Source organism: uncultured Lentibacter sp. (assembly GCF_937123735.1).
Lineage (GTDB): Bacteria > Pseudomonadota > Alphaproteobacteria > Rhodobacterales > Rhodobacteraceae > Lentibacter.
Genome location: NZ_CAKZKL010000028.1, coordinates 208,507 through 230,711 on the forward strand (window position 1 = coordinate 208,507; position 22,205 = coordinate 230,711).

The 22,205-nt window shown below is 63.4% G+C and carries 23 protein-coding genes; 9 read left to right on the forward strand and 14 right to left on the reverse strand.

The genetic code is table 11. The annotated features are described in order from the left end of the window. Positions 1-59: 59 nt before the first annotated feature. A complete protein-coding gene (locus Q0478_RS08440) occupies positions 60-476 on the reverse strand; it encodes a Fur family transcriptional regulator (RefSeq protein ID WP_298678287.1) in 417 nt (138 codons plus the stop codon). Between the two features lie 75 nt (positions 477-551). After that, a complete protein-coding gene (locus tag Q0478_RS08445) occupies positions 552-1,403 on the reverse strand; it encodes a PhzF family phenazine biosynthesis protein (protein WP_298678290.1) in 852 nt (283 codons plus the stop codon). Positions 1,404-1,467: 64 nt separating this feature from the next. Between Q0478_RS08445 and Q0478_RS08450 the strand changes: the two genes are divergently transcribed. Beyond that, positions 1,468-2,412, forward strand: a complete 945-nt coding sequence (locus Q0478_RS08450; RefSeq protein ID WP_366914909.1) for a DMT family transporter — start codon at positions 1,468-1,470, stop codon at positions 2,410-2,412. On the opposite strand, the gene Q0478_RS08455 is transcribed toward Q0478_RS08450, so the two are convergent. Further along, a complete protein-coding gene (locus Q0478_RS08455; RefSeq protein WP_298678293.1) occupies positions 2,409-2,855 on the reverse strand; it encodes an N-acetyltransferase in 447 nt (148 codons plus the stop codon). The two genes, Q0478_RS08450 and Q0478_RS08455, sit on opposite strands and share 4 nt — an antisense overlap. Next, a complete protein-coding gene (locus Q0478_RS08460; protein WP_298678295.1) occupies positions 2,852-3,793 on the reverse strand; it encodes a nucleoside hydrolase in 942 nt (313 codons plus the stop codon). The genes Q0478_RS08455 and Q0478_RS08460 overlap by 4 nt, the downstream gene beginning before the upstream one ends. 142 nt (positions 3,794-3,935) lie before the next feature. On the opposite strand from Q0478_RS08460, the gene Q0478_RS08465 reads away from it, so the two are divergent. After that, on the forward strand, positions 3,936-4,859 hold the full coding sequence (locus Q0478_RS08465) for a hypothetical protein (protein ID WP_298678297.1): 924 nt from the start codon (positions 3,936-3,938) through the stop codon (positions 4,857-4,859). Here Q0478_RS08465 and Q0478_RS08470 read toward each other — a convergent pair. The 3 genes from Q0478_RS08470 to mazG all read right to left on the reverse strand — a co-directional run bounded on the left by Q0478_RS08470 (position 4,828) and on the right by mazG (position 7,651). Then, positions 4,828-5,613 carry a hypothetical protein gene (locus Q0478_RS08470; RefSeq protein ID WP_298678300.1) on the reverse strand — a complete coding sequence of 262 codons (786 nt, stop codon included), beginning with the start codon at positions 5,611-5,613 and terminating at the stop codon, positions 4,828-4,830. The genes Q0478_RS08465 and Q0478_RS08470 overlap by 32 nt on opposite strands. Positions 5,614-5,740: 127 nt before the next feature. After that, positions 5,741-6,751: a Fe(3+) ABC transporter substrate-binding protein gene (locus Q0478_RS08475; RefSeq protein ID WP_298678303.1), complete on the reverse strand. Its 1,011-nt coding sequence runs from the start codon at positions 6,749-6,751 to the stop codon at positions 5,741-5,743. Positions 6,752-6,829: 78 nt separating this feature from the next. Next, the gene (mazG, locus tag Q0478_RS08480) at positions 6,830-7,651 is read right to left on the reverse strand and encodes a nucleoside triphosphate pyrophosphohydrolase (protein WP_298678305.1); all 822 of its coding nucleotides are present in this window, start codon (positions 7,649-7,651) and stop codon (positions 6,830-6,832) included. A 62-nt stretch (positions 7,652-7,713) separates the two neighbouring features. Between mazG and Q0478_RS08485 the strand changes: the two genes are divergently transcribed. The 4 genes from Q0478_RS08485 to Q0478_RS08500 all read left to right on the forward strand — a co-directional run bounded on the left by Q0478_RS08485 (position 7,714) and on the right by Q0478_RS08500 (position 11,547). Further along, on the forward strand, positions 7,714-8,871 hold the full coding sequence (locus Q0478_RS08485) for a M20 aminoacylase family protein (protein ID WP_298678308.1): 1,158 nt from the start codon (positions 7,714-7,716) through the stop codon (positions 8,869-8,871). A 12-nt stretch (positions 8,872-8,883) separates the two neighbouring features. Then, positions 8,884-10,047: a M20 aminoacylase family protein gene (locus Q0478_RS08490; protein WP_298678311.1), complete on the forward strand. Its 1,164-nt coding sequence runs from the start codon at positions 8,884-8,886 to the stop codon at positions 10,045-10,047. 81 nt (positions 10,048-10,128) lie between these two features. Continuing rightward, positions 10,129-11,097 carry an agmatinase gene (gene speB / locus Q0478_RS08495; protein WP_298678314.1) on the forward strand — a complete coding sequence of 323 codons (969 nt, stop codon included), beginning with the start codon at positions 10,129-10,131 and terminating at the stop codon, positions 11,095-11,097. Positions 11,098-11,136: 39 nt separating this feature from the next. Continuing rightward, positions 11,137-11,547, forward strand: a complete 411-nt coding sequence (locus Q0478_RS08500) for a DUF1499 domain-containing protein (protein WP_298678317.1) — start codon at positions 11,137-11,139, stop codon at positions 11,545-11,547. Here Q0478_RS08500 and Q0478_RS08505 read toward each other — a convergent pair. Further along, the gene (locus Q0478_RS08505; RefSeq protein ID WP_298678319.1) at positions 11,494-11,769 is read right to left on the reverse strand and encodes a hypothetical protein; all 276 of its coding nucleotides are present in this window, start codon (positions 11,767-11,769) and stop codon (positions 11,494-11,496) included. The genes Q0478_RS08500 and Q0478_RS08505 overlap by 54 nt on opposite strands. Positions 11,770-11,831: 62 nt before the next feature. Here Q0478_RS08505 and prfA point away from each other — a divergent pair, with 62 nt between their 5' ends. From prfA to Q0478_RS08520, 3 genes are all read left to right on the forward strand, one after another. Beyond that, positions 11,832-12,881 (forward strand): peptide chain release factor 1, encoded by a 1,050-nt coding sequence (gene prfA / locus Q0478_RS08510; protein ID WP_298678321.1) that lies wholly within the window; start codon positions 11,832-11,834, stop codon positions 12,879-12,881. After that, the gene (gene prmC / locus Q0478_RS08515; RefSeq protein WP_298678323.1) at positions 12,878-13,714 is read left to right on the forward strand and encodes a peptide chain release factor N(5)-glutamine methyltransferase; all 837 of its coding nucleotides are present in this window, start codon (positions 12,878-12,880) and stop codon (positions 13,712-13,714) included. The genes prfA and prmC overlap by 4 nt, the downstream gene beginning before the upstream one ends. A gap of 208 nt (positions 13,715-13,922) precedes the next feature. After that, complete coding sequence (locus Q0478_RS08520) at positions 13,923-14,519, forward strand: DUF4167 domain-containing protein (protein ID WP_298678325.1); 597 nt, start codon at positions 13,923-13,925, stop codon at positions 14,517-14,519. A 115-nt stretch (positions 14,520-14,634) separates the two neighbouring features. On the opposite strand, the gene rsmA is transcribed toward Q0478_RS08520, so the two are convergent. The 6 genes from rsmA to lptF are packed head-to-tail and all read right to left on the reverse strand — an operon-like array spanning position 14,635 to position 22,067. After that, on the reverse strand, positions 14,635-15,474 hold the full coding sequence (rsmA, locus tag Q0478_RS08525; protein ID WP_298678327.1) for a 16S rRNA (adenine(1518)-N(6)/adenine(1519)-N(6))-dimethyltransferase RsmA: 840 nt from the start codon (positions 15,472-15,474) through the stop codon (positions 14,635-14,637). After that, positions 15,471-16,439 carry a 4-hydroxythreonine-4-phosphate dehydrogenase PdxA gene (gene pdxA, locus Q0478_RS08530; RefSeq protein WP_298678329.1) on the reverse strand — a complete coding sequence of 323 codons (969 nt, stop codon included), beginning with the start codon at positions 16,437-16,439 and terminating at the stop codon, positions 15,471-15,473. The genes rsmA and pdxA overlap by 4 nt, the downstream gene beginning before the upstream one ends. Then, a complete protein-coding gene (locus Q0478_RS08535; protein WP_298678331.1) occupies positions 16,429-17,652 on the reverse strand; it encodes a peptidylprolyl isomerase in 1,224 nt (407 codons plus the stop codon). The genes pdxA and Q0478_RS08535 overlap by 11 nt, the downstream gene beginning before the upstream one ends. A gap of 4 nt (positions 17,653-17,656) precedes the next feature. Further along, complete coding sequence (gene lptD, locus Q0478_RS08540) at positions 17,657-19,837, reverse strand: LPS assembly protein LptD (RefSeq protein WP_298678334.1); 2,181 nt, start codon at positions 19,835-19,837, stop codon at positions 17,657-17,659. Further along, a complete protein-coding gene (gene lptG / locus Q0478_RS08545) occupies positions 19,834-20,931 on the reverse strand; it encodes an LPS export ABC transporter permease LptG (protein ID WP_298678336.1) in 1,098 nt (365 codons plus the stop codon). The genes lptD and lptG overlap by 4 nt, the downstream gene beginning before the upstream one ends. Beyond that, complete coding sequence (gene lptF / locus Q0478_RS08550) at positions 20,928-22,067, reverse strand: LPS export ABC transporter permease LptF (RefSeq protein WP_298678338.1); 1,140 nt, start codon at positions 22,065-22,067, stop codon at positions 20,928-20,930. Before lptF ends, lptG begins: the two co-directional genes overlap by 4 nt. Between the last annotated feature and the right edge of the window lie 138 nt (positions 22,068-22,205).

The following is a 22,205-nucleotide window of genomic DNA, read 5'->3' on the forward strand; positions in this document are numbered from 1 at the left end:
AGGTCTTTCGCATGTTAAGAAAGTCGGGTGCACAGGGTCTTGCCCCCGCAGCGACGGGCTTAGCTGTCTTTCTTGATCGGCACGCCGTAGAGCTCAAGGCGGTGGCCCTTGAGGCGGTAGCCCAGTTTCTCGGCGATACGCTCTTGCAGCGCCTCGATCTCTTCATCGACAAATTCGATGACTGCGCCAGAGTTCATATCAATCAGGTGGTCGTGGTGGTCGCGCTCGGCGTCTTCATAGCGCGCGCGGCCATCGCCGAATTCGAGCTTGTCCAGAATACCGGCCTCTTCAAAGAGCTTCACTGTGCGGTAGACCGTGGCAATCGAGATCCCGGCGTCCAGAGCGGCGGCGCGGGCGTAGAGCGCTTCCACATCGGGGTGGTCGTCGCTGTCTTGCAGCACGCTGGCGATGGTGCGGCGCTGGCCGGTCATGCGCAGGCCTTTGGCTTCGCAGCGGGAAATAATCGTATCGCTCATGGTCTCGCTCGTTCTGGCTTTGGCGCGGTTTATCCGAGCAGGGCGCAGTTGGCCAGAGGCGCGCGCCCTGCGGGTTCAGAGGATGAGTTGCCCCTCCATGGTTTTGACGGCTGCACCGGTGATGGTGACGCCGCTGTCATCGGCCTTGACCTTGATGTGGGAGGGGCGGCCCATATCCTCGCCCTGCCAGATGGTCAGGGTGAGCGGCTCGGCGTAAAGATCGGCCAGATAGGCCCCAAGCGTGGCGCAGGCGGAGCCTGTGGCGGGGTCTTCGGGGATATTGTCGAGCGGCGCAAACATGCGCGCGTGCACGGTGTTGCCAGTGCGCACATAGGCGAATTGGGCGAAGTCGAGCGCAGTTTGGAACTCTGCCGCGCCCTCGCGGAAGGCGGCGGTTTCGGGCACGCAGGCGGCGAGCGCTTCGCGGCTGGCGAGCTCTGTCAGCGTGAAGGGCAGCCCGAGGCTGGCCAGCGCGGGGGCGTGGATGTGGCTGGTGATGGCCGTTTCGGGCAGGCCGAGCGCACGCGCCACCAGCGCCACGGGCGGGTGGGCCAGCACCTCAAGTGGCACGGCTGTTGTGAAGGAGGCTTCGCGCGGGCTGGCATGGGCGGCCAGAGGGCCGACGCCCAGCTCCAGCACCATATCGGGGCCATGGCCCATCTCTGCGAGCGCCACGGCAGCCCCCACGGTGGGGTGGCCTGCGAAGGGGATCTCCATGGTCGGGGTGAAGATACGCAGCCGCGCGGTATGGGCGGCGTCTTTGGGCGGGTAGAGAAACACGGTTTCCGAAAAATTGAACTCGCGGGCGATCTTTTGCAACGCTTCTTCGGGCAGGGCGCTGGCCTTCGGGATCACGGCGAGCTGGTTGCCGCCAAAGGGGGAGTCGGTGAACACATCCAGCACGAGGTAATCTGTCAGAGCTGTCATCTCTTGGGTCCGTTCGGGTGGCACATACTGCGCAAGCCTAGGCGCTTCTGCTGTGGATGAAAAGATGCGCCCGCCTCTTGACCTTCCTCTGCGCGGCTGGGCAGATGCAGCGATGGACCGCAAACCACATATTGACCTTGCGGGTGCCTTGGCGCTCACGGCTTTTGCGCTTGTGCTGGGGCTCAACCAGGTTGTGATCAAGGTGAGCAACGGGGGCTTTCAGCCCGTATTCATGGCTGCGCTGCGCTCGGCGCTGGCGTTTCTCGTGATGCTGGCGTGGATGCGGTATCGCGGGCTGCATCACGGCATTCGCCGCGATTTGCTGGGGCCGGGGCTGTTGCTGGGGGTTTTGTTTACTTTCGAGTTTGTCTGCCTCTACCTTGCGCTCGATTACACCACGGTGTCGCGTGCCTCGATCATCTTTTATTCCATGCCGGTCTGGCTCACGCTGGTGGCGCATTTTGTGCTGCCCGGCGAGCGCATGGGGCCGGCGCGCGCGCTGGGCCTCATGCTGGCGATGGCCGGGGTGATCTGGGTCTTGGCCAAGCCTTACGGGGGCGCAGAGGCGAGCCTTGCGGGCGATTTTCTGGCTCTGGGCGCTGCGCTCGGCTGGGGCGGGATTGCGCTTGTGCTCAGGCTCAACCGCGTCTCAAGCGAACCGCCCGAGGTGCAGCTTTTGTGGCAGCTGGGTGTGTCGATGCTGTTGCTTTTTGCCCTTGCGCCGCTCTTTGGCCCGCTGACGCGCGAGCTGGCCCCGATCCATTGGGCGGGGCTGGGGTTTCAGGTGTTGGCGGTGGCGAGTTTTGGCTATCTGATCTGGTTCATGCTGCTTAAGGTTTATCCGGCCTCGGGCGTGGCCTCGTTCAGCTTTCTCTCGCCTGTCTGCGGCGTGGCGCTGGGCTGGCTTTTGCTGGGAGAAACCATCGGCATCGAGATCATCGGCGGGCTGTGCCTTGTGGCTGTGGGGCTGTTTTTGATCAACCGCAAGCCCAAGCCAGCGGGCCTCTAGCGCGTGCGTGTCATGAGCATGTAGCCGTCGCGCGGCTCAAAGCCTGCGCGTTTGTAGAGCCGTTGCGCGCTTTCGTTCTCGCGCGCCACCTCAAGGTGCAGCGCCTTGATGCCATGGTCTTTCAGCGCGGGCAGAAGGGTCGTGAGCACCTCGCTGCCCATGCCGCGGCCGCGCACCTTTTCGCGGATGAAGAATTCATCGACAAAGCCTTCTATCCCGCCCAGCTCGACGGAATAGCCCAGTGAAATGATGATATAGCCCACGGGGGCTTTGCGCGGACCGATGAGGTAGGCCATGCCGTGGGGGATGCCCTCCAGCAGCGGCAGAACGGCGGCGCGGCGCTCCTCATCGCTCTGGGCAATGCCGTGGTGGGCATGAAAGCGCGCCACGAGCGGCTGGAGCGTGTCGATGTCTTCGGGGCGCGCGAGATGCAAGAGGTTCATAGGCGGGCGAGCCTTTCTGTGAGCAGGGCAAAGAAGCCCTCGGCGTTGATATCGCCCATGAAGGTGGCGTTGGGCGCGCGGTCGGTGACGCGCCACCAGTCGGCCACCGTCATGCCGAGGGTAAGCTCTGAGTGTGTTTCCACCGCGACGTTGATGTGGCGGCCTGTGAAGAGATCGGGCTGAAGGAGATAGGCCGTCACGCACGGGTCATGCAGCGGCGCGCCGGGGGAGCCGTATTTCTCGCGGTCATAGCGCTCGAAAAATTCGGTCATCTCGGCCACGGCCACGCCAACAGGCGTGCCAAGGGCGCGGAAGGCATCGTTGCGCTCTTGGGTCACCAGCGCTTTGTGGGTGACATCAAGCGGCATGACCGTGAGAGGCGCACCGGATTTGAACACGATATCAGCGGCTTGCGGATCAACATAGATGTTGAATTCGGCGGCGGGCGTGATGTTGCCGACCTCAAAGTAAGCGCCGCCCATGAGCACGATTTCGGCGATGCGCGGGGCGATATCGGGGGCCTTTTGCAAAGCGCTCGCGATGTTGGTGAGCGGGCCGAGGGGGCAGAGCGTGACCGTGCCCGACGGCTCGGCGCGCAGCGTCTCGATGATAAACTCAACGCCGTGTTGGGCTTGCAGCGGCATGGTGGGCTCGGGCAGCACGGGGCCGTCGAGGCCTGTTTTGCCGTGGACATGCTCGGCGGTGACGAGCTTGCGCTCAAGCGGGGCATCGCAGCCCGCGAAGATGCGGGTTTCGGGCTTGCCGGCCAGCTCGCAGATGATGCGGGCGTTGCGCGTTGTCAGCGGCAGCGGCACATTTCCGGCCACACAGGTGATGCCCAGGAGCTCAAGCTCTTGAGGGCTGGCAAGGGCAAGCAGGATGGCCACGGCATCGTCTTGGCCCGGATCGGTGTCGATGATGATTTTGCGCGCGTTCATGGGGGATCTCTGGCTGTGGGGCTGAGGGCCAGCTTCGCAACACTTCGCGCCACTGTCCAGCGCGGCGTTGCAATTCTGTGCCCGCTGGCAGACACTGGCGTCACCCCGCGCGGGCGCGGGTTTGGGTAACGAGGGGGCGCGGATGCAGCGCAAGGTTTATTTGCACGTTGGGGCGCATCGCACCGGCACATCGAGCTTTCAGCTGTGCCTGGCGCTCAACCGGGCGCGCCTTGCTGAGGAGGGCTATGATCTGGCCTATCCGGGGCGGGATGGCGCGCCGGGCGGAACGCTGCGCCTGCGCTTGCCGCGGCCACGGATGGGCGCCGAGCATTTGCCGGAGTATGTGAGAAAGACGCAGCGGGCCTTGGAGGCCCATCTGAGCGCGCAGCGCCAGAAGCTCATCCTGTCGGAGGAAAACCTGCCGGGGCTGATCGTGCATTACTTCAAGGGGCGGCTTTATCCAAACCGGCGGCGGCGGTTGCAAGCCTTCCGGGGGGGGCTGGAGGCTGTGGGCGCAGAAGTGGCCCATCTGGTGCTTGTCATCCGCCCCTATGCGGCACTTTTTGTGTCGGGCTATCGCAAGCACGCCGAGGACAATCCGGTGCCGCCATTTTCTGACTATGCCCAGAGGATGGCGGATTTTGCCGGGGGGTGGCCGCAGACGGTTCAGGCGTTGCAAAATGTGCTGCGCCCGGCACGACTCACGGTGGTGGACTATGGCGCACGCGGGCAAAGCCGCGCGTTGCTGGCGGAGCTTGTGGGCGGGTCTGCGGCGCGGTTTGAAGAGCCGGCGCGCGCGCTCAACACCAGCGCCACGGATGCGGCGCTGGAGCATTTGCAACAGCTCTATCACGGGGGCCAGCGGCTTGAGCGGCCCGCCTGGCAAGAGGTGATTGCCCGCTACGCCGAGGCGCGCAGCCCGCGCGGGTTTGCGGCGTTTGAGGCCGCCCAAAGCGCCCGGCTGGAGGCGCGTTATGCGGCGGATCTGCAAGCGCTGGCCCAGATGGACGGGGTGCGGCTTCTGTGCGCCCAGCCTAAGCCACAAGCGGGCCAAGCAGGGCAATAAGCCATTTGGCGGCGGTGAAAAGCCCCATGAGCAGCAAGGCGAGATAGGTCAGCGGAACATTGGCCGCATTGCTCATCATGGCGGCATGAAGGTTGATGTTGCTCACCAGCAAAACGGCCCGCACAAGCCCGCCGGCGGCCAGCACCACTGCGCGCAGCCCCAGGAAGGCTGCCACAGAAAAAAGCGGGGCCACCAGCGCTGTGACATAGGCTGTCCAGAGCATTTTGTTTACCTTCCAAAGCTCGAAAATCCAGCTTGGGAAAGAGTTGATGAGCACAAAGATTGCGGTCAGCGAGAGGCCGGTGATTCCCAGGGAGAGGGCCAGATCGGCCCCGAGTTTGGCCCAGATCGGCCAGCCGGCGCCCCGGGTGATATAGATATATTTGCTGATCCTGAGGTTGAGGTATTCTATGGGCGCGCCGCAAAGGCTCATCCAGAAGAACACGGCCAGAACTTCGGCCAGGTTGCCATCGCCAACCACGGCGGCGCGCCCGCCGATGGCGTAGGAGATCATCACAATCACAAGAGTGATAAAGACCGACAGCAGGCTGGCGCGCAGCCAGCTCACCTTTGCGCCGCGCATGAACAGCGAGAGCCAGAGGCTCATGAGCGAGTCTTCAAACTGGCGGGCGGTGAGGCCGTGCACCCCGAAAATATACTCTGACATCCGGGTGCGGGCGGCGGGGGTGGTGAGAGAGTCCATCACCGAAAAGATACCCGCCACCGTGGCGATCAAGATCAGATCATCACTCATACATCACAGCCCCGTCAGCGCCCCGTGTGGCGCTCAAAGCGGTCATGCCGGTTTTGGGCCTGCTTTGCAAGATGCGCGGCCCAACCGGCCCGCGAGGGAGCGCCGGTTGGGCCGCAGTTGTGGTGGCTTAGCCGTCAAAATCCACGGTTTCGGTCAGCTTGAGCGCAGCGTTGCGCAGACGGGCGAGCGCCATCAGGTTGACGCTGTCAGCTTCAAAGCTGCCCCACCCGGCAACCAAGGGGTCAACCTCTGTGCCTTTGGCGATGGGATATTCGAAATTCGCTTTCGCATAGATTTCCTGTGCTGTGGGCGAGGTGAGAAACTCCATCATTTTCAGGGCGTTGTCCTTGTTGGGCGCGGCTTTTGTCATGGCCACCCCGGAGATGTTCACATGGGTGCCCGCGCCTTCAAATGTGGGAAAGACGATGTCAACGCTCTCGGCCCAGGCGGCTTGCTCCGGGTCGGCGAGCATTTGGCCCATGTAATAGGTGTTGCCGATGGCGATGTCGCATTCGCCGGCCCAGATCGCCTTGACCTGGGCGCGGTCATTGCCTTGGGGCTTGCGCGCGAGATTGGCTTTGACGCCCTCAAGCCAGGCTTTGGCACCTTCTTCGCCATGGTGGTGGATGACGGCGGAGGTGAGGGCGACGTTGTAGGCATTGGTCCCTGAACGGGTGCAGATCCGGCCTTTCCATTTGGGGTCGGCGAGGTCTTCATAGGTTGTCACCTCGCCCTCGGCCACGCGCTCTTTGCTGGCATAGATGATGCGCGCCCGGGTGGTGAGGCCCCACCAGTGGCCCTCTGGGTCATGGTAGATGTCAGGGACATTTGCCATGAGCGTTTCGCTTGTGATGGGCTGTGTGAGGCCCGCTTGCACGGCGGCAGAGAGGCGCGAGATATCGACTGTGAAAATCAGATCGGCCGGTGAACGCGCGCCCTCGGCCTGAAGGCGCTCGACCATGCCCTTTTGCAGGTAGGCGACATTGACGGCGATGCCCGTTTCTTTGGTGAAAGCGTCGGTCAGCGGCTTGAGCAGCTCGGGTTGGCGGTAGCTGTAGAGGTTGACCTCTTCTGAAAGCGCGGGCGTGGCGATTGCGAGAGCTGTGAGGGCGAGGGATATTTTGGCTGTATCAAGCATTGCGGTCTCCGTTGATGTTGGAGCAGCATTAACCCGACTCTTTTTGTCGGGTCAATACCCAATTAAAAAAATCAGGTTTTATTTTGCCGCACGTTCGGCCTGTTTGGCGGCGTTCCAGAGCGCGTCCATTTCGGCAAGGTCGCTGTCTTCGGGGCGCTTGCCCTTCTTGGCCAGTTCGGCCTCAATAAAGGCGAAGCGGCGGGTGAATTTGGCGTTGGCGGCGCGCAGGGCGGCCTCTGGCTCAACGCGCATATGCCGGGCGAGGTTGGCCATGACAAAGAGCAGATCGCCGAACTCTTCTTCCACCTCGCTTTGGGAGAGCGTGTCGCGGGCCTCGGCCAGCTCGGCGGCTTCCTCGACGATCTTTTCAAGCACCTGACCCGTATCGGGCCAGTCAAAGCCCACGCGGGCGGCGCGCTTTTGCAGCTTGTGGGCCCGCAGGAGCGCGGGCAGGCCGAGCGCCACGCCATCAAGCGTGCCTTTCTCGGCCTTTTCGGCGCGCTCTTCGGCTTTGATGGCCTCCCAGTCGCGGGTTTGCTGTTCGGCGGATTTATCGCGGCTCTCGCTGCCGAAGACATGTGGATGGCGCGCGACCATTTTGTCAGACATGGTGTCAGCCACGGCGTCGAGATCAAACAGGCCAGCCTCTTCGGCCATCTGGGCGTGAAAGACCGATTGAAACAAGAGATCCCCCAGCTCGCCTTTGAGCTCCTCCCAGTCTTGCCGCGCGATGGCATCGGCGACCTCGTAAGCCTCTTCGATGGTGTAGGGCGCGATGGTGGCGAAGGTCTGCTCGATATCCCAGGGGCAGCCTGTGGCCGGATCGCGCAGGGCGCGCATGATTTCACGCAGGCGCGCAAGGCCGCCGTTGGGGGTGTGAATGAGGGTGTTGTCAGCCATTGCGCCTGCCTTTTGTTCGGTGTTGAGTGGCAGGGTAACTCAGACAGCACGGGGCGCAAGACATGGCGGTGATAAATCGGATTGCAGGCTTTGCCGAGGAGATGGCAGGCTGGCGGCGCCATATTCATATGCACCCGGAATTGGCGCTTGATTGTCACGAGACCGCCGCGTTTGTGGTGGAGCGGTTGCGCGAGTTTGGTGTGGACGAAATCCATGAGGGGATTGCGAAGACCGGTGTTGTCGCGATCATCAAGGGCACGGGCGAGGGGCCCTGCACGGGGCTGCGCGCGGATATGGATGCGCTGCCGATGCAGGAGGAGACGGGGGCGGAGTGGGCTTCGACAGTTGCGGGTAAGATGCACGCTTGCGGCCATGACGGACACACCGCGATGCTTTTGGGCGCGGCGAAGTATCTGAGCGAGACGCGCAACTTCAAGGGCCGTGTGGCGCTGATCTTCCAACCTGCCGAAGAGGCGATTGGCGGCGGGCGTATCATGGTAGAAGAGGGCATGATGGAGCGCTTTCAGATTGATGAGGTCTACGCACTTCACACCGACCCTTTTGCCAAGGCGGGCGAGCTGCGCACGGTGGCCGGGCCGATCATGGCCGCGGTTGACGAATGGGAGATCACCGTAAAGGGGGTGGGCGGGCACGCCGCTTATCCGCATACTTGCAAAGACCCGATGATTGCCGCGATGAGCACGGGGCTGGCCTTGCAGACGATTGCGGCGCGGAATGCCGACCCGATTGACCCCATTGTGGTCTCTGTCACACAGTTTCACGGCGGCACGGCGAGCAATATCATTGCGGACGAGATTAAGCTGAGCGGGACGGTGCGGACATTTTCTGAAACCAACCGCGACTTGGCGGAGCGGCGGATACAGGAGATTGCAGCGGCGCAGGCGGCGAGCTTTGAGATGAGCGCCGAGGTGGTTTATGAGCGCAGTTACCCTGCGACGGTGAACCACGCGGCACAGGTGGAAAAATCCGCCGCCGTGGCGCGGGAAGTTGTGGGCGAGGAGCTGGTGATCACCGATTTGCCGCCCGAAATGGGCGCTGAAGACTTTTCTTACATGCTCAACGCGCGCCCCGGGGCGTTTTACTTTATCGGGCAGGGGATCGGGCCTTCGGTACACCACCCTGCGTTTGATTTTAATGATGAGATAGCGCCCATCGGGGCTTCATTCTTTGCGCGGCTCATCGAGACGCTGCATCAATAGGGAGACGACATCATGCCAGTGATCAACCGTATTGCGGGGTTTGCCGAGGAGATGAAGGCCTGGCGGCGGCATATCCATATGCACCCCGAGCTGGGACGCGACTGCCATGAAACGGCGGCGTTTGTTGTGGCGCGCTTGCGCGAATTCGGCATCACCGAGATCAGCACGGGCTGGGCGGAGAGCGGTGTTGTTGCCGTGATCGAGGGGCAGGGCGCGGGGCCTGTGATTGGCCTCAGAGCCGACATGGACGCGCTCCCGATGGAGGAGATCACGGGGCTGGACTACGCCAGCAAAACGCCCGGCAAGATGCACGCCTGCGGCCATGACGGGCACACGGCGATGCTGCTTGGCGCGGCGAAATATCTGGCGGAGACCCGCAATTTCAAAGGTAAGGCTGTGCTAATTTTCCAGCCCGACGAGGAAGGCGGCGGCGGTGGCGAGGCCATGGTGCAGGAAGGCATGATGGAGCGCTTCGGGATTGACGAGGTCTATGCCATTCACAACGGCCCCGGCCTTGAGGCGGGGCAGGTGGCGATGGTCGCCGGGCCGATCATGGCGGCGGTGGACAGTTTTTATATCGACATCCAAGGCAAGGGCGGGCACGGCGCGATGCCGCATGAGAGCGTCGACCCTGTGGTTGCGGCTGTGGGCATGGTGCAGGCGATCCAGACGATTGTGAGCCGCAACAATGATGCGCAGGAGCGCCTCGTGGTTTCGGTGACGCAGATCAACACCGGCACGGCGACGAATATCATCCCGGATACGGCACGCATCTGCGGGACGGTGCGCAGCTTTGACGCCCATGTGCGCGACATGGTGGAGCAGCGCATGGGCGAGATCGTGGCGGGGCAGGCGGCAAGCTATGGGGTGAGCGCAAGCTTGCAATATGACCGCGGCTACCCGGCGACGGTGAATGACGCGGAGAAGACCGCCTTTGCCGCCGAGGTGGCGCGTGAGCTTGTCGGGGAGGGCCGGGTGGATGCCGAGGCCAAGCCGATGATGGCGGCGGAGGATTTCTCCTATATGCTCAATGAGCGGCCGGGGGTCTATGCCTTTGTCGGCAATGGCGAGGGCGCGATGGTGCATCACCCTGCTTATGATTTTAACGACGAGATTGCGCCTGTGGGCGCGTCCTTCCTTGCGCGGCTGGTTGAGAAGGCAGCACCGCTCGGCTAAGGCTTTTTCGGGGGCTGCGGCCCCACCCACCCGCCACAGCCCCCGAAAAAGCGGGGTGCTTGTGGCCAGCGGAGACCCAAGATGGCATTGGAAGACAGCAAGAACTTTGTAGACGAGGCTTTCACGCGCACAAGCGACCGTGGGGTGAGCTTTGAGAACAGCTTTGGCGGGGCGCTGTCTTTTTTGCGCCGCCGTTACACCAAGGATTTGAGTGCGGTGGATGTGGCTGTCACGGGCATTCCCTTTGATCAGGCGGTGACGAACCGCCCCGGCACGCGGCTGGGGCCGAGGGCCATTCGCGAGGCGAGCACGCTGCAAAGCCCCGATGCGCCTTATGGCTGGGGCTATAATCCGCTGGATGAGATAAACGTAATCGACTACGGCGATCTGGCGTTTGATTATGCCAATATTGCGGCCTTCCCCGAGGCGCTCACCGCGCATATCCGCACCATTCTGGCAAGCGGTGCGGCGAGCGTGGCGCTGGGGGGGGATCATTACATCAGTTTCCCGATTTTGAAGGCCTATGCGGAGAAATACGGGCCTATCTCGCTCATCCAGTTTGATGCGCATACCGACACATGGGCGGATGACGACATGAGCCGTGTGGACCATGGCACGATGTTTTACAAAGCCGTGAAGAGCGGGATTGTCGACCCCAAGACCTCGGTGCAGATCGGCATTCGCACCAGCAATGAGGACACGCTGGGGGTGAATATCATTGATGCGCGCGAAGTGCATGCGATTGGCCCTGCTGCCGTGGCCGAGAAGGCGCGTGCGATTGTCGGCGACAGGCCCGTTTACCTCAGCTTTGACATTGACGGGCTGGACCCCGCCTTTGCCCCTGGCACCGGCACCCCTGTTTGGGGCGGTTTAAGCTCGGCGCAGGCGGCGCATATTCTGCGCGATCTGGCGGGGATCAATATTGTCGGGGGGGATGTTGTGGAAGTTTCCCCGCCCTATGACACCACGGGGGCCACGGCGGTTGCGGGGGCGCATGTGGCGATGGAGATCATCTGCCTTCTGGGCTGGGCGCGGCTTGGCAAAGGCTGATTTCGCCTTCGGCGAGGATATTTGGGGCAATAAGAAAGGATGAGGGTTTTGGGCTGGCTGCTGTTGGGACTGTTTTTAGGGGTGGCCGGTTTTGCGGGCTATGTGCGACTGGCGCCGCAGGATGCGGAGCGGTGGCGGCTGCACGGAGAGATGGCCGAGGCGGGCGATTTGGCCAGCGCTGGCGGCTTTCGGGCGGTGCGGGATTATGCCGGCAGCTTGGACGATGTGGAGGCGGTGATTCTGACAAGCGCGCGCACGGAACGACTGGCAGACTGGGGCCATGAGCGGCTTTATGTAACGCGCTCAGCGCTTTGGGGGTTTCCTGATTATGCCACGGTGCGGCTTGGGGACGGGCGGCTGGAGATTTTCAGCCGGTTGCGCTTTGGGCGCTCGGACCTAGGAGTCAACCAGGCGCGTGTTCGGGGATGGCTGGCTGATTTGCAGCTCTGAGCTCATGCAGCCATCGGCGGTTTCGCGCCACATCGGCACGTTGAGCGACATCTGGCACTGGGCGGTGAACATGCGCCCGCCGACTTGCAGGCAGATGCTTTCACCCAGCTCGACACGGCTGCCGGTGCTGTCGGTGCAGTAGCAGTCAATCACCTTGCCACCGATCGTCTGATCGGCGAGGGCGGGGGCGGCGAGCGCCAAAAGGATGGCATAACGCTTCATTTCCTCAGTATAGCAAAAACTGAGCGCTTGACCAAGTGCTGCGAATACCGCACATCGCTCCCATGGTTCCTTCCGAGCGTCTTGAGCAGATCATCCAGCGTTTCCAGTTCCTTGAAGCCAAGATGGCGGAGGGGGGCGGGGATATTGCCGCGCTGGCCAAGGAGTATTCCGACCTGCGCCCCGTGGTGGAGCAGATCGAGGGCTACCGCGGCTTGCTGCGCGATCTGGCTGACGCCAAGGCGATGTTGGCAGACCCCGAGATGAAGGCGCTGGCCGAGGAGGAGCTGCCCGAGCTGCGCGCGCGCCTGCCCGAGGCTGAAGCGGCGCTGCAACTTGCGCTTCTGCCCAAGGATGCGGCAGACGGGCGGGCGGCACTTATCGAGATACGCCCCGGCACGGGGGGCGATGAGGCGGCGCTTTTTGCGGGCGACTTGTTGCGCATGTATCAGCGCTACGCGGAAGCGCGCGGCTGGAAGTTCGAGATCCTGGAAGAGAGCGTGAGCGAGCTGGGCGGGATCAAGGAGGCGGTTGTGCGCGTGGCGGGGCAGGATGTTTTTGCGCGGCTCAAATTTGAAAGCGGGGTGCACCGTGTGCAGCGCGTGCCTGAAACGGAAAGCGGCGGGCGCATTCACACCTCGGCGGCCACGGTGGCTGTTTTGCCCGAAGCGGAAGACGTGGACATTGTGATCAACGCCGCTGACATCCGCATCGACACCATGCGCGCCAGCGGCGCAGGCGGGCAGCATGTGAACACCACCGATTCTGCCGTGCGCATCACCCATATCCCGAGCGGACTGGTTGTGACCTCTTCGGAAAAATCCCAGCACCGCAACCGCGAGATTGCCATGCAGGTTCTGAAGACACGGCTGTTTGACCTTGAGCGCCAGAAGGCCCATGACGCACGCAGCGCCAGCCGCGCCGCGCAGGTGGGCACGGGCGATCGCAGCGAGCGGATCCGGACCTATAACTTCCCGCAGGGGCGGATGACGGACCACCGCATCGGCCTGACGCTTTACAAGCTTGATGCTGTGATGGCGGGGGATCTCGACGAAATTATTGATGCGCTGATTGCCGACCATCAGGCGACATTGCTCGCGGAGATGAACGGGTGAGCCAGCGGACTGTGGCCGCTGCCTTGCGCGCGGGCGCGGGCGTTTTGACGGCGGCGGGCGTGGAGGGCGCGGCGCGGGATGCGCGGCTCTTGATGGCGCATGTGCTGGGGCTTGAGGCGGCGCGGATGACGCTGCATCTGCAAGACGAGATCACGCCAGAGGCCCAAGCGGCTTTTGACGCGCTTGTGGCGGAGCGGGCCGCGCGGCGGCCTGTGGCGCAGCTGACGGGGCGGCGGCAGTTTTACGGGCGTATCTTTGAGGTGACACCTGATGTGCTCGACCCGCGCGGGGACACGGAAACGCTGATTGCGGCAGCCCTTGCGGAGCCGTTTGCGCATCTGCTCGATCTTGGCACCGGGTCGGGCTGTATTGCGCTTACGCTTCTGGCGGAGAGCGACGCACAAGGGCTGGCAACGGATATTTCCGAGGCGGCGCTGGCGGTTGCGGCGCGCAACGCGGCGGCGCTGGGCGTGGCTGCGCGGGTGCGCTTGCGGCGCTCGGATTGGTTTGAGGCCGTTGAGGGCCGCTTTGATCTGATCGTTTCCAACCCGCCCTATATTGCGCTGGGGGATATGGCAGGGCTGGCGCCCGAGCTTGCCTATGAGCCGCGCGGCGCGCTGACCGACGAGGCCGACGGGCTGACAGCTTACCGGGTGATTGCGGCGCAGGCCGCCGATTATCTGGACCCCGGCGGGCGGCTGATGCTTGAAGTTGGGGCCGGGCAGGCGGCTGATGTGCAAGAGCTGTTGCGGCTGGCGGATTATTGTGACGTGCAGCATCTGCACGACCTTGACGGGCATGAGCGCGTGGTTTGGGGGCGTAAGCCTGCGTAAAATCGGTGTGTTTTGCCGGTTTGGCGGGGTTTTTTGGCATTTGGCCCTTGTTAATCAAGTTGTGGCATGATTATTGGGCATGTGAGCGGTGGATGTCCTGTTGACGGTCCCGCTGACACTCAAGCCAGAAATCTTTGGATTTGCCTTATGTGTGTTTGCACACCGCAGATCAAACAAAGACCATTTAACAAGCTCAGGCTCTTACAACATGAGATCATCCAAATCGCGTTCGCGATCAAAGAACAACCGGAACAACAGCCGGCCGTCAGGAAATATCATCAACCGCGTTTTTGACAGCTCGGGGCCTGAGGGAAAAGTGCGCGGCACGCCGCAGCAGATTATCGAGAAATACAACCAGCTTGCGCGTGACGCCCAGCTTGCGGGCGACCGGGTGGCGACTGAGAATTTTCAGCAACATGCCGAGCATTACCAGCGTATGCTGAGTGAGGCGATGCGCGAGGAAACGGCCAAGCGCGAGCTGATGGAACAGCAAAACCGCGAGCGCCAAGCTGAGCGCGACCGGGAGGCGCAAGAGCGCCGCGAGCGTCAGGAGCGTGAGAGCAACGCCGCACCGGCCGCACCGGCTGCACCTGCGCGCACCCAGCCTGCCGAGAGCGCTGAGGCCGCAAAGGCTGACGCCCCGCATCCGGAGATTTCCCAGCTGGAAATGATGCGCAGCGAAGAGCCTGAAAGCGGCTTGGTTGAAACGCCGGAAGGGGCTGTCGAGAAGCCCAAGCGCGTGCGCAAGCCGCGCCGCAAGAAGGATGTCGCCGCGCCGGAAGGCGGTTCTGAGGCGGCAGAATAGCGCCCGCACACGGCCGCCGGCCCCGCGCGCGCAGGTTTCATATCACAACACCAAAGGCGGCCCTGGCCGCCTTTTTTTGTGCTGTGTCGGTTTGGCAAATCTGTGGAGGGGCGTGTCAGCTGTCCAGCGCGCGGGCGAGGGCACAGAACTGCTCCAATCCGACCGTTTCGGCCCGTTCGGTCGGCTTGATGCCGGCGGCAATCAAGCGGTCTTCAAGATCGGGGGCCAGGCCCTTGAGGGCGGCGCGCAGCATCTTGCGGCGCTGGTTGAAGGCGCGGGCGACGACGCGCTCCAGCGTTTTGGCATTGGCCTCAAAGCGGGGCGCGGGCAGGGCCTTGAGGTGGACAACCGCGCTGCTGACCTTGGGCGGCGGTGTGAAGGCCTCGGGCGGCAGGCTGAGCACGATGGCGGCATCACAGCGCCATTGGGCCAGCAGGGCGAGCCGGCCATAGGCTTTGGAACCGGGGCGGGCCACGATCCGCTCGGCCACCTCGCGCTGAAACATCAGTGTCAGGCTGTCCCAGAACGGGGGCCAGGCGGGCGGTGTCAGCCAGCGCACGAGCAGCTCTGTGCCGATATTGTAAGGCAGGTTCGCCGCGATCTGGATTGGCTGGCTGAGATGCGCCAGCGGGTCCACCTCCAGCGCGTCGCCCTCGATCACGGTCAGGCGGCCCTCATAGGCGGCGGCGATCTCTTGCAGGGCCGGAATGCAGCGGCTGTCTTTTTCGATGGCCAAGACGCGGCGCGCGCCTTCGGCGAGCAACCCGCGTGTGAGCCCGCCCGGGCCGGGGCCGATTTCCAGAACATCGCTCTCGCTCAGAGTGCTGACATGCCGGGCGATCTTGGCGGTCAGGTTGAGGTCAAGCAGGAAGTTCTGCCCGAGTGATTTGCGCGCGGAGAGGCCATGGGAGGCAATCACGCTGCGCAGCGGGGGGAGGGTGTCAATCTGGCTCATCTGCGCCCCATGTGCCATGCGAGGCGCAAAGCTTCAATGCTGGAGCGCGGATTGGCCGCCCCGGTTCCGGCGATGTCAAAAGCGGTGCCATGATCGGGCGAGCTGCGCAGGAAGGGCAGACCGAGGGTGATATTGACGCCCCTGTCAAAGGCCAGTGTCTTGATCGGAATCAGTGCCTGATCATGATACATGCAGATGGCGGCATCATAGCGCGCGCGGGCCTCGGCATGAAACAGCGTGTCCGCAGGCAGCGGCCCGAGCAGGTTCAGCCCCTCGGCGCGCATCTGGTCCAGCAGCGGTGCGATCCAGTCTTGCTCTTGGCGGCCCATGGTGCCGCCCTCACCGGCGTGTGGATTGAGACCGGCCACGGCGAGGCGGGGTGCGGCAATCTTGAATTGCGCTTGCAAGGCATGATGGGTGATCTCAACGGTGCGGCGCAGGCGGGCGGGGGTGAGCGCGGCGGGCACATCGGCCAGCGGGATATGGATCGTGGCGGGCACAACCCTGAGCTCGTCGCTGGCGAGCATCATCACCACATGCTCCACCCCGGCCAGATGGGCCAGATATTCGGTATGCCCGGCAAAGGCAAAGCCGGCCCCGTCCTTGAGGGCTTTCTTGTGGATGGGCAGGGTGGTGAGCGCGCAGGCCGCGCCTGATTGCACCAGCGCAACCCCCCGTGCAATCGCCTTGAGAACCCCGGCGGCATGTGCCGGATCGGGCTGGCCGGGCCGGCGCGGGCCCGGCATGGGCTCGTGCAGCACCGGCAGGCCACGGGCCATGGCCGCGGGGGCCTGCTCGGGGCTGTTTATCTGCACGCGCGGGCAGCCTTGGGGGAGGTGTTCGGGCTCTCCAATCCAGAAAAAGCTCATCTCGTCTTTGAGGGCCTGCCAGAGCCGAGGTGCCAGATCGGGGCCGATGCCCGCCGGCTCGCCACAGCTGAGCGCAACCGGGCGTTCAGTAGTCAATGATCCGCGCCTCGTCCAGCAGCTGGGCAAGATAGCCATCCGCGAAGCTGGCCAGCCGGCGGTTTTGAACGCTCAGCGCCACATCGTTGCGGTCGATCCCCTCGGTGTCTTTGGGCGTGCGCCCGCAGAGCATGAGGAAAACCAGCTGTTGGCCCTCGCCACGGGTGAGGGCCGTGGACACCTCGTGTTTGTCCAGCTTGGCCAGTTCGACGCCGATATCTGCTGCGATCTCGCCGGGGGCTTTGGAGAGGCGTTGGAGGCGCTCTTCGGGCTGGCCCTTGGCGATTCCGTAGAGATCGTCACAGGTGTCGATCTGGCTCTTGATGGCTTCGGCCTGGGCCAGCGCTTGGGCTGTGCGCCCGCCGGGAATAAAGTAGGTGGCGTAGTCTATGGCGCTAAAGCTGGGCTGCACCACCGCCCCTTCTTGAAGCCCGCGCAGCTGGAACAGGGCAAAGCCGCCGTCAATCGGGACGGGATCGCTCACCTGGTTCTGGCCGAGGCCGAGGATGATGGGATGCAAGGGCGCGGGCAGATTGGCCAGCGCTGTCCAATCCAGCCTTCCGCCGCGCAGGCTGCTTTCGCTGGCCGAAAAGCGCTGTGCCGCCTCTGCAAAGGCCGCCTGGCTGGTGATCTGGGCGATCTGCTCGGCGCGTTCGCGCACCTGGGCCGCCTCGGCGGGCGGCGCCGGCAGGATGATTTCGGAGAGCAGCACACGCACGTTTCCAACCCCCGTGCTGGCCAGCGCGCGGTCGACATCGCCCTCGGCCACCTCGACGCGGGGCCCGAATTTGGCCCGCACCAACCGGCCCCAGGCAATGCGAGACAGGATAAAGTCGCGGAAGGTGACGGGCTCTATGCCGGCCTGGGCCAAGGATTGCAGGAAGACTTCTGTTGTCATATCGGCGCGGGCGGCGAAATCGGCCATGCCCTCTTCAAGCTCCTGTTCGCTGGGCAGGATGTCGAGCGTTTCGGCCATGTCCAGCTTGAGGCGATCCTCGATAAGCTGTTTGCGGGCCTCTGTGGCCGGGTTTCCGGGCGAGCGGAAGAGCTGCAACATCTGGGCGCGCTGATTGAGCTCGAAACGGGTGATGACCTTGTCGTTGACCTTGATCGCGGGGGCAAAAAGGTTTTGTGCCATGGCCGGGGCAGTGGCGCCCAGAGGCTGGGCCAGCAGCGCCAGTAGAAGCAATTTGCGGAGCGAGAAAAGGGTCATGGTGTCAGTCCTTGCATTGGCGGGCATAGGTTGTGTCGCGCGAGCTTGCATTAAACCCGAGCAGCCCGACTGTCAGGCTCATTTCTGTTGCGGGGGACAGGATAGTGGAAGAGGTGAAGCGGCGCGAGAGCGAAAGGTCAATTTTCACGCATTCATTGCGGTATTGCAGCCCGAGCCCGGCCTCGGCGGCCTGATCGGCGGTGACATCATAGACCATATGGGTTGAACTCGTCCAATGGCGCGAGATCCGGTAGCGCCCGTCCAGCGAGAGTTCTGCGACGGTGCTTGTGCGCTCTTCCTGCGGGTCCACCCCCAGCCAGACATAGCTCGCCCCAAAGCCGTAGCGCTGGCCCGTCCAAGCGCCGCGCGCCTCGGCTTTGCTGAGGCTCAGATCTTTGGTCAGCAGCGCCCGACCGGTGAGCGAAACACCGTTTTGGGAGTGCAGCTTGCCCGAAAGCAGCAGATCGGAGTGGCGCCCGGAGAGACCCGAGGACACCGAAAAGTCATCCTGGTGTTGCCGGCGCAGGATTTGGGCCAGTGTGAGCGAACTCATCCAGCCGGTTGGCCCCTGCCGGCTCCAGTTGAGCCCATAGGCCAGCATGGCCCCGCGCTCGCGGCGGTCCTGGGCGGGAAAGCGCGACAGATCCAGCAGGTTGCCTTCGTCAAATTCGACGCGTGTGCTCTCGTCGTTGGCCACATCCGGTGTGCTGCCCCCGACCCAGCCGAGCTGGGCAAAGGGCTCAAGCACATGGTGCGCACCCCCGCGCGAAAGCTTATGCAGCGGCCAGCGCAGCGCGAGCGCGGCCATGGGGGTCAGCTCGGAGGCTGTGGTGGCGCGGCTGCTGTCTTGGGTGGTGCTGAAGCTGTCAAAGGCCAGCCCGGTGAAAAGCTGCGCCTGCACACCGCTGGGGCGGGTCCAGAGGCGTTGCCAGCTGGCCTCTGCGCTCAGGCGGGCCACATCACGCCCGTCACTCTCGCCATCGCCGTCGGTGTCGGTGTCTCTGTCTGAATACCGGTAATGGCTGTGGACTTTGCCCTTCAGGCGCAGCTCCCCTCCGAAAGCGCGGGGAAAGCGCCTGATTTCATGGGAAAAGTCACCAATTACCGAGGGCAGTGTGGCGTTGTCCTCGCCCTGCCGCAGGCTGTGATAATGCACAAGCGCGGCCGTGGTATAGCTGTCGCGGGAGGCGCGGGTGAGCGCGACTTCGCTGTCCAGCCGGTCTTTCTCGGAATATTTGTAGTCCAAAAGGTAGCTGTCATCGCGGGTGGCTTCCAGATCAAAGCTCAGGTTGAAGCCGCTCTTGAGGCGAAAGCCGCCCTCGGCAAAGAGATAACCGCGGCTCTCTCCGGGCAGGGTATCATCGCGCGAGAGCGCCCCCTCAAAGCCGATGTCGCCCTGCGCAAAAGCCTGGCGGTAGCTGAATTCCAGTGAGCGCGCCTTGGTGCTCACATAGGGGGCCAGGGTGAGATCACGATGCGCGCCCATGCGGATGAAATAGGGGGTGCGCACCCCGGTTCCGAGGACCGAGCTGCTGGAGAAGGAGGGGATCATGAAGCCTGAGGCGCGTTTCAGGCTTGGATCGGGCAGCCGCAGATAGGGCAGGTAAAAGACCGGCACATCGCGCACCAGCACTTGTGCGCCCTCAAAATAGAGCTGTTTCTCTTCTGCATCATGGACAACCCTTCGGGCGCGGATCTGCCAGAGCGGGGCGTCGCCCGTGGCGCAGATGTGGCAGGAGGTGACCGCGGTTTTGTAAAGCTGCAAATAGCGCCCCTCGGCGCGGGCCAGCTGATGGGCGGCCAGCTGGACCTGCTGATCAAGCACCAGCCGGGCCCCCTTCAGGATGGCGCTTTGAAAGCGGCTGTCCATCTGGCCGCTTTCGGCCAGAATTGTGGTGTCGCCTGCGGCGCTCTCAAGGTGGATGGGCCCTTCTATGACCAGCGTGTCGGTGCTGCGCTCATAGGTGATCTTGCGCGCGGTGATGCGGGTTGTGCCGGCAAGGGCTTCCACGCGGCCCTGCGCCACGAGCCGTGCTGCGCCCTCCAGGAAAATCTCATCGGCCACCAGCATTGCGGGGCCGTCCTGAGCGGTGAGGGCGCGTGGCAGAGCCAGCACAACAGCGAGCAGGCCCAGACCGAGCAGGGCCAGGCGCAAAGGCGCAAAGATCAGGGCGGCGCGTCTCATCCGTCCTCCATGTGCAACAACAGGCCGAGAGCCAGCAGGATGGACGCGCTGGGCGGGGCCCAGGCAGCCAGCAAAACCGGAATTTGGCCATTCTCGCCCAGCACCTGCGCGAAATTTCGGGTGTAGTAAAGGCCAAACCCCAGCAAAACCGACGCCAGAACGGCCAGCCCGGTGCCGCCGCTGCGGCTGTGTCGCATGGTAAAGGCCGCACCGATCAGCACCATGGCGAGCAGGAAGAAGGGTTGCGCCAGCTCCATTTGCATCCAAACCGCGTGACGCCGGGTGGAAAAGCCCGCCTGATCAAGCTGGCCGATGAAGGCGGGCAGATCCCAGATGGAGATTGCATTGGGCGCGCCGAAGCTTTCCAGGATACGCTCTTGGGTGAGAGTTGAAGAAATCCGTAATGTCAGGTGGCGTGCCACGCTGCCCTCCGGATTGACCCCGGAGGACAAGGGCCAGACAACCGCCTGCGAAAGCTCCCAGGCCCCCGGCACAAGCTGTGCTTGGGCGGCTTCGATCCGCTTGAGCGGGCCGCCGCTGGGCGCATAGGAGATGAAGGTGACATCATAGAGCACCGTGGCCTCCGGATTGGCGGAGGCGGCGCGGATCACCGTTTGGCCTTCGGCCCCGCCCTGGCGCAACCAGAGGCCCTCTGCCGAGAGCGAGAGCACATCCACCGAGCCGTCGCGCAGCTCTTGGCTGATCCTGTCGTGCAGCTTGGTGGTGGCGGCCACCATCGGGTTGAACACGGCCACCATGAGCGCCCCGATGAGCAGGGCCACGGTGGCCGGCGCCACCAAGGCGCGCAGCCCAGAACGCCCCGTCGCGCGCACCACCACCAGCTCGGAGCTGCGCGCCAGCCCAATGAACAGCGCAATTGCAGACAGGATCATCACCAGAGGCAGGATTTGATACAGGCCCTGCGGAACATTGAGCAGCGTCAGCCGCAAGACGCCCCAAAAGCTGACCTCGACCCCTTGAAAGCGGCGCAAGGTTTCGATCAGGTCAATGAAGGTCTGAAAGAGAAAAAACAGCCCCAAAAGACCGAAGAACAGCAGCACAAATTTACGGATGAAATAGAGGTGCAGCGTCATGGCGTTGCCTCCGGGGAGGGCCGCGCGCGCGCTTTGAGCCGTGGCAGCTGCCCCGCAGAATGCGCCAACAACAGCCCCGTGAGGCCAATCCCGAGCAGCGACGGCAGATAGAGCAGCGGCCAGAGCGGCGCATGGCTCAGAACCGGCTCTGTGAGCGCGCCTTCAAGGGCTTTGATGGCGATCAGAAAACCGAGGGATAGCACGATTTGACGCCAGACACCGAACCGCGAAAATCCGCCCGACAAGAGCGTCGCAAACCCCAGGAGCGCCGCCGTAAAGGCAAAGAGCGGCTGCACAAAGCGGCTGTGAAACTCCTCGGCAAACACCCCGTCCTGCACGCCGGTGCGCAGCTTGATATGCACCGGGGTGGCCCGAAGCTCTGCGGTTGAAAAATGGCGCAAGAGCGGTTGGACGCTCTTTTCTTGGGTAAGAAAGCCGCTGATATTATACGATAAATCAGAGAAATGGGTGGTGCTGAGGCGGTTTTCAGGGCGCTCAAGCCGCTGGGTGAGCCCATCGAGCATCACCAGCGACGGCCCGTTTTGCTGGCGCACAAGATAGGCCGAAGCGGCGGTGTGGGTGACGCTCTGGTCCCGGTTGCGCCTGTCTGACAGGAACACATCGTTCATCCGGCCTTCCGGGGTGATTTCGCGGATGTAGAAAGTGACCCCCTCAACCGGATGCAAAAAGGTGCCCTCGGTGAGCAGGCGCGCGGTGATATTGCTTGAAATCTCGGTTTCACGCAGTTTGAGCTGCTTGAGGGAGGCGGGCACCAGCAGATGGGTGAGCACGCTGAGCATGAGCGCCAGAATGAGCCCGAAATAGGCCACAGGCCGCGCCAGGCGCCAGGGGGAAAACCCGGTGGCCTGCATCACGGTAAGCTCGCTTTCCGTGCTCAGGCGGTTGGTGACAAACAGGGTTGCGGCAAAGCCCGCAATGGGCAGCACCACGCGGATCACCGAGGGCAGTGTGAGGGCTGTGAATTCGGCAAAGACAAGCGCTGTCTGGCCGTCGCCGATCAGCGTTTCAAACAATTTGACGGCGCGATTGATCCAATAGATGGCGACGAGGACAAGGGCAAAAAAGCCAAAGAGGACCATAAGCTGCGAGAGCATATAGCGGTCGAATCTGGCCACGGTATTCCCCCGGAGTGTGTCGTCGTTCTGCCAACCCTACTAGATCGGGCAGGGGGGGGTAAACTGCTAAAGCGGTGGCGCGCAAGGGGGTTTGGCGACTTCCTGCGCAGCCCCTCTGGCCAAGCGCAGCTGTGCAGG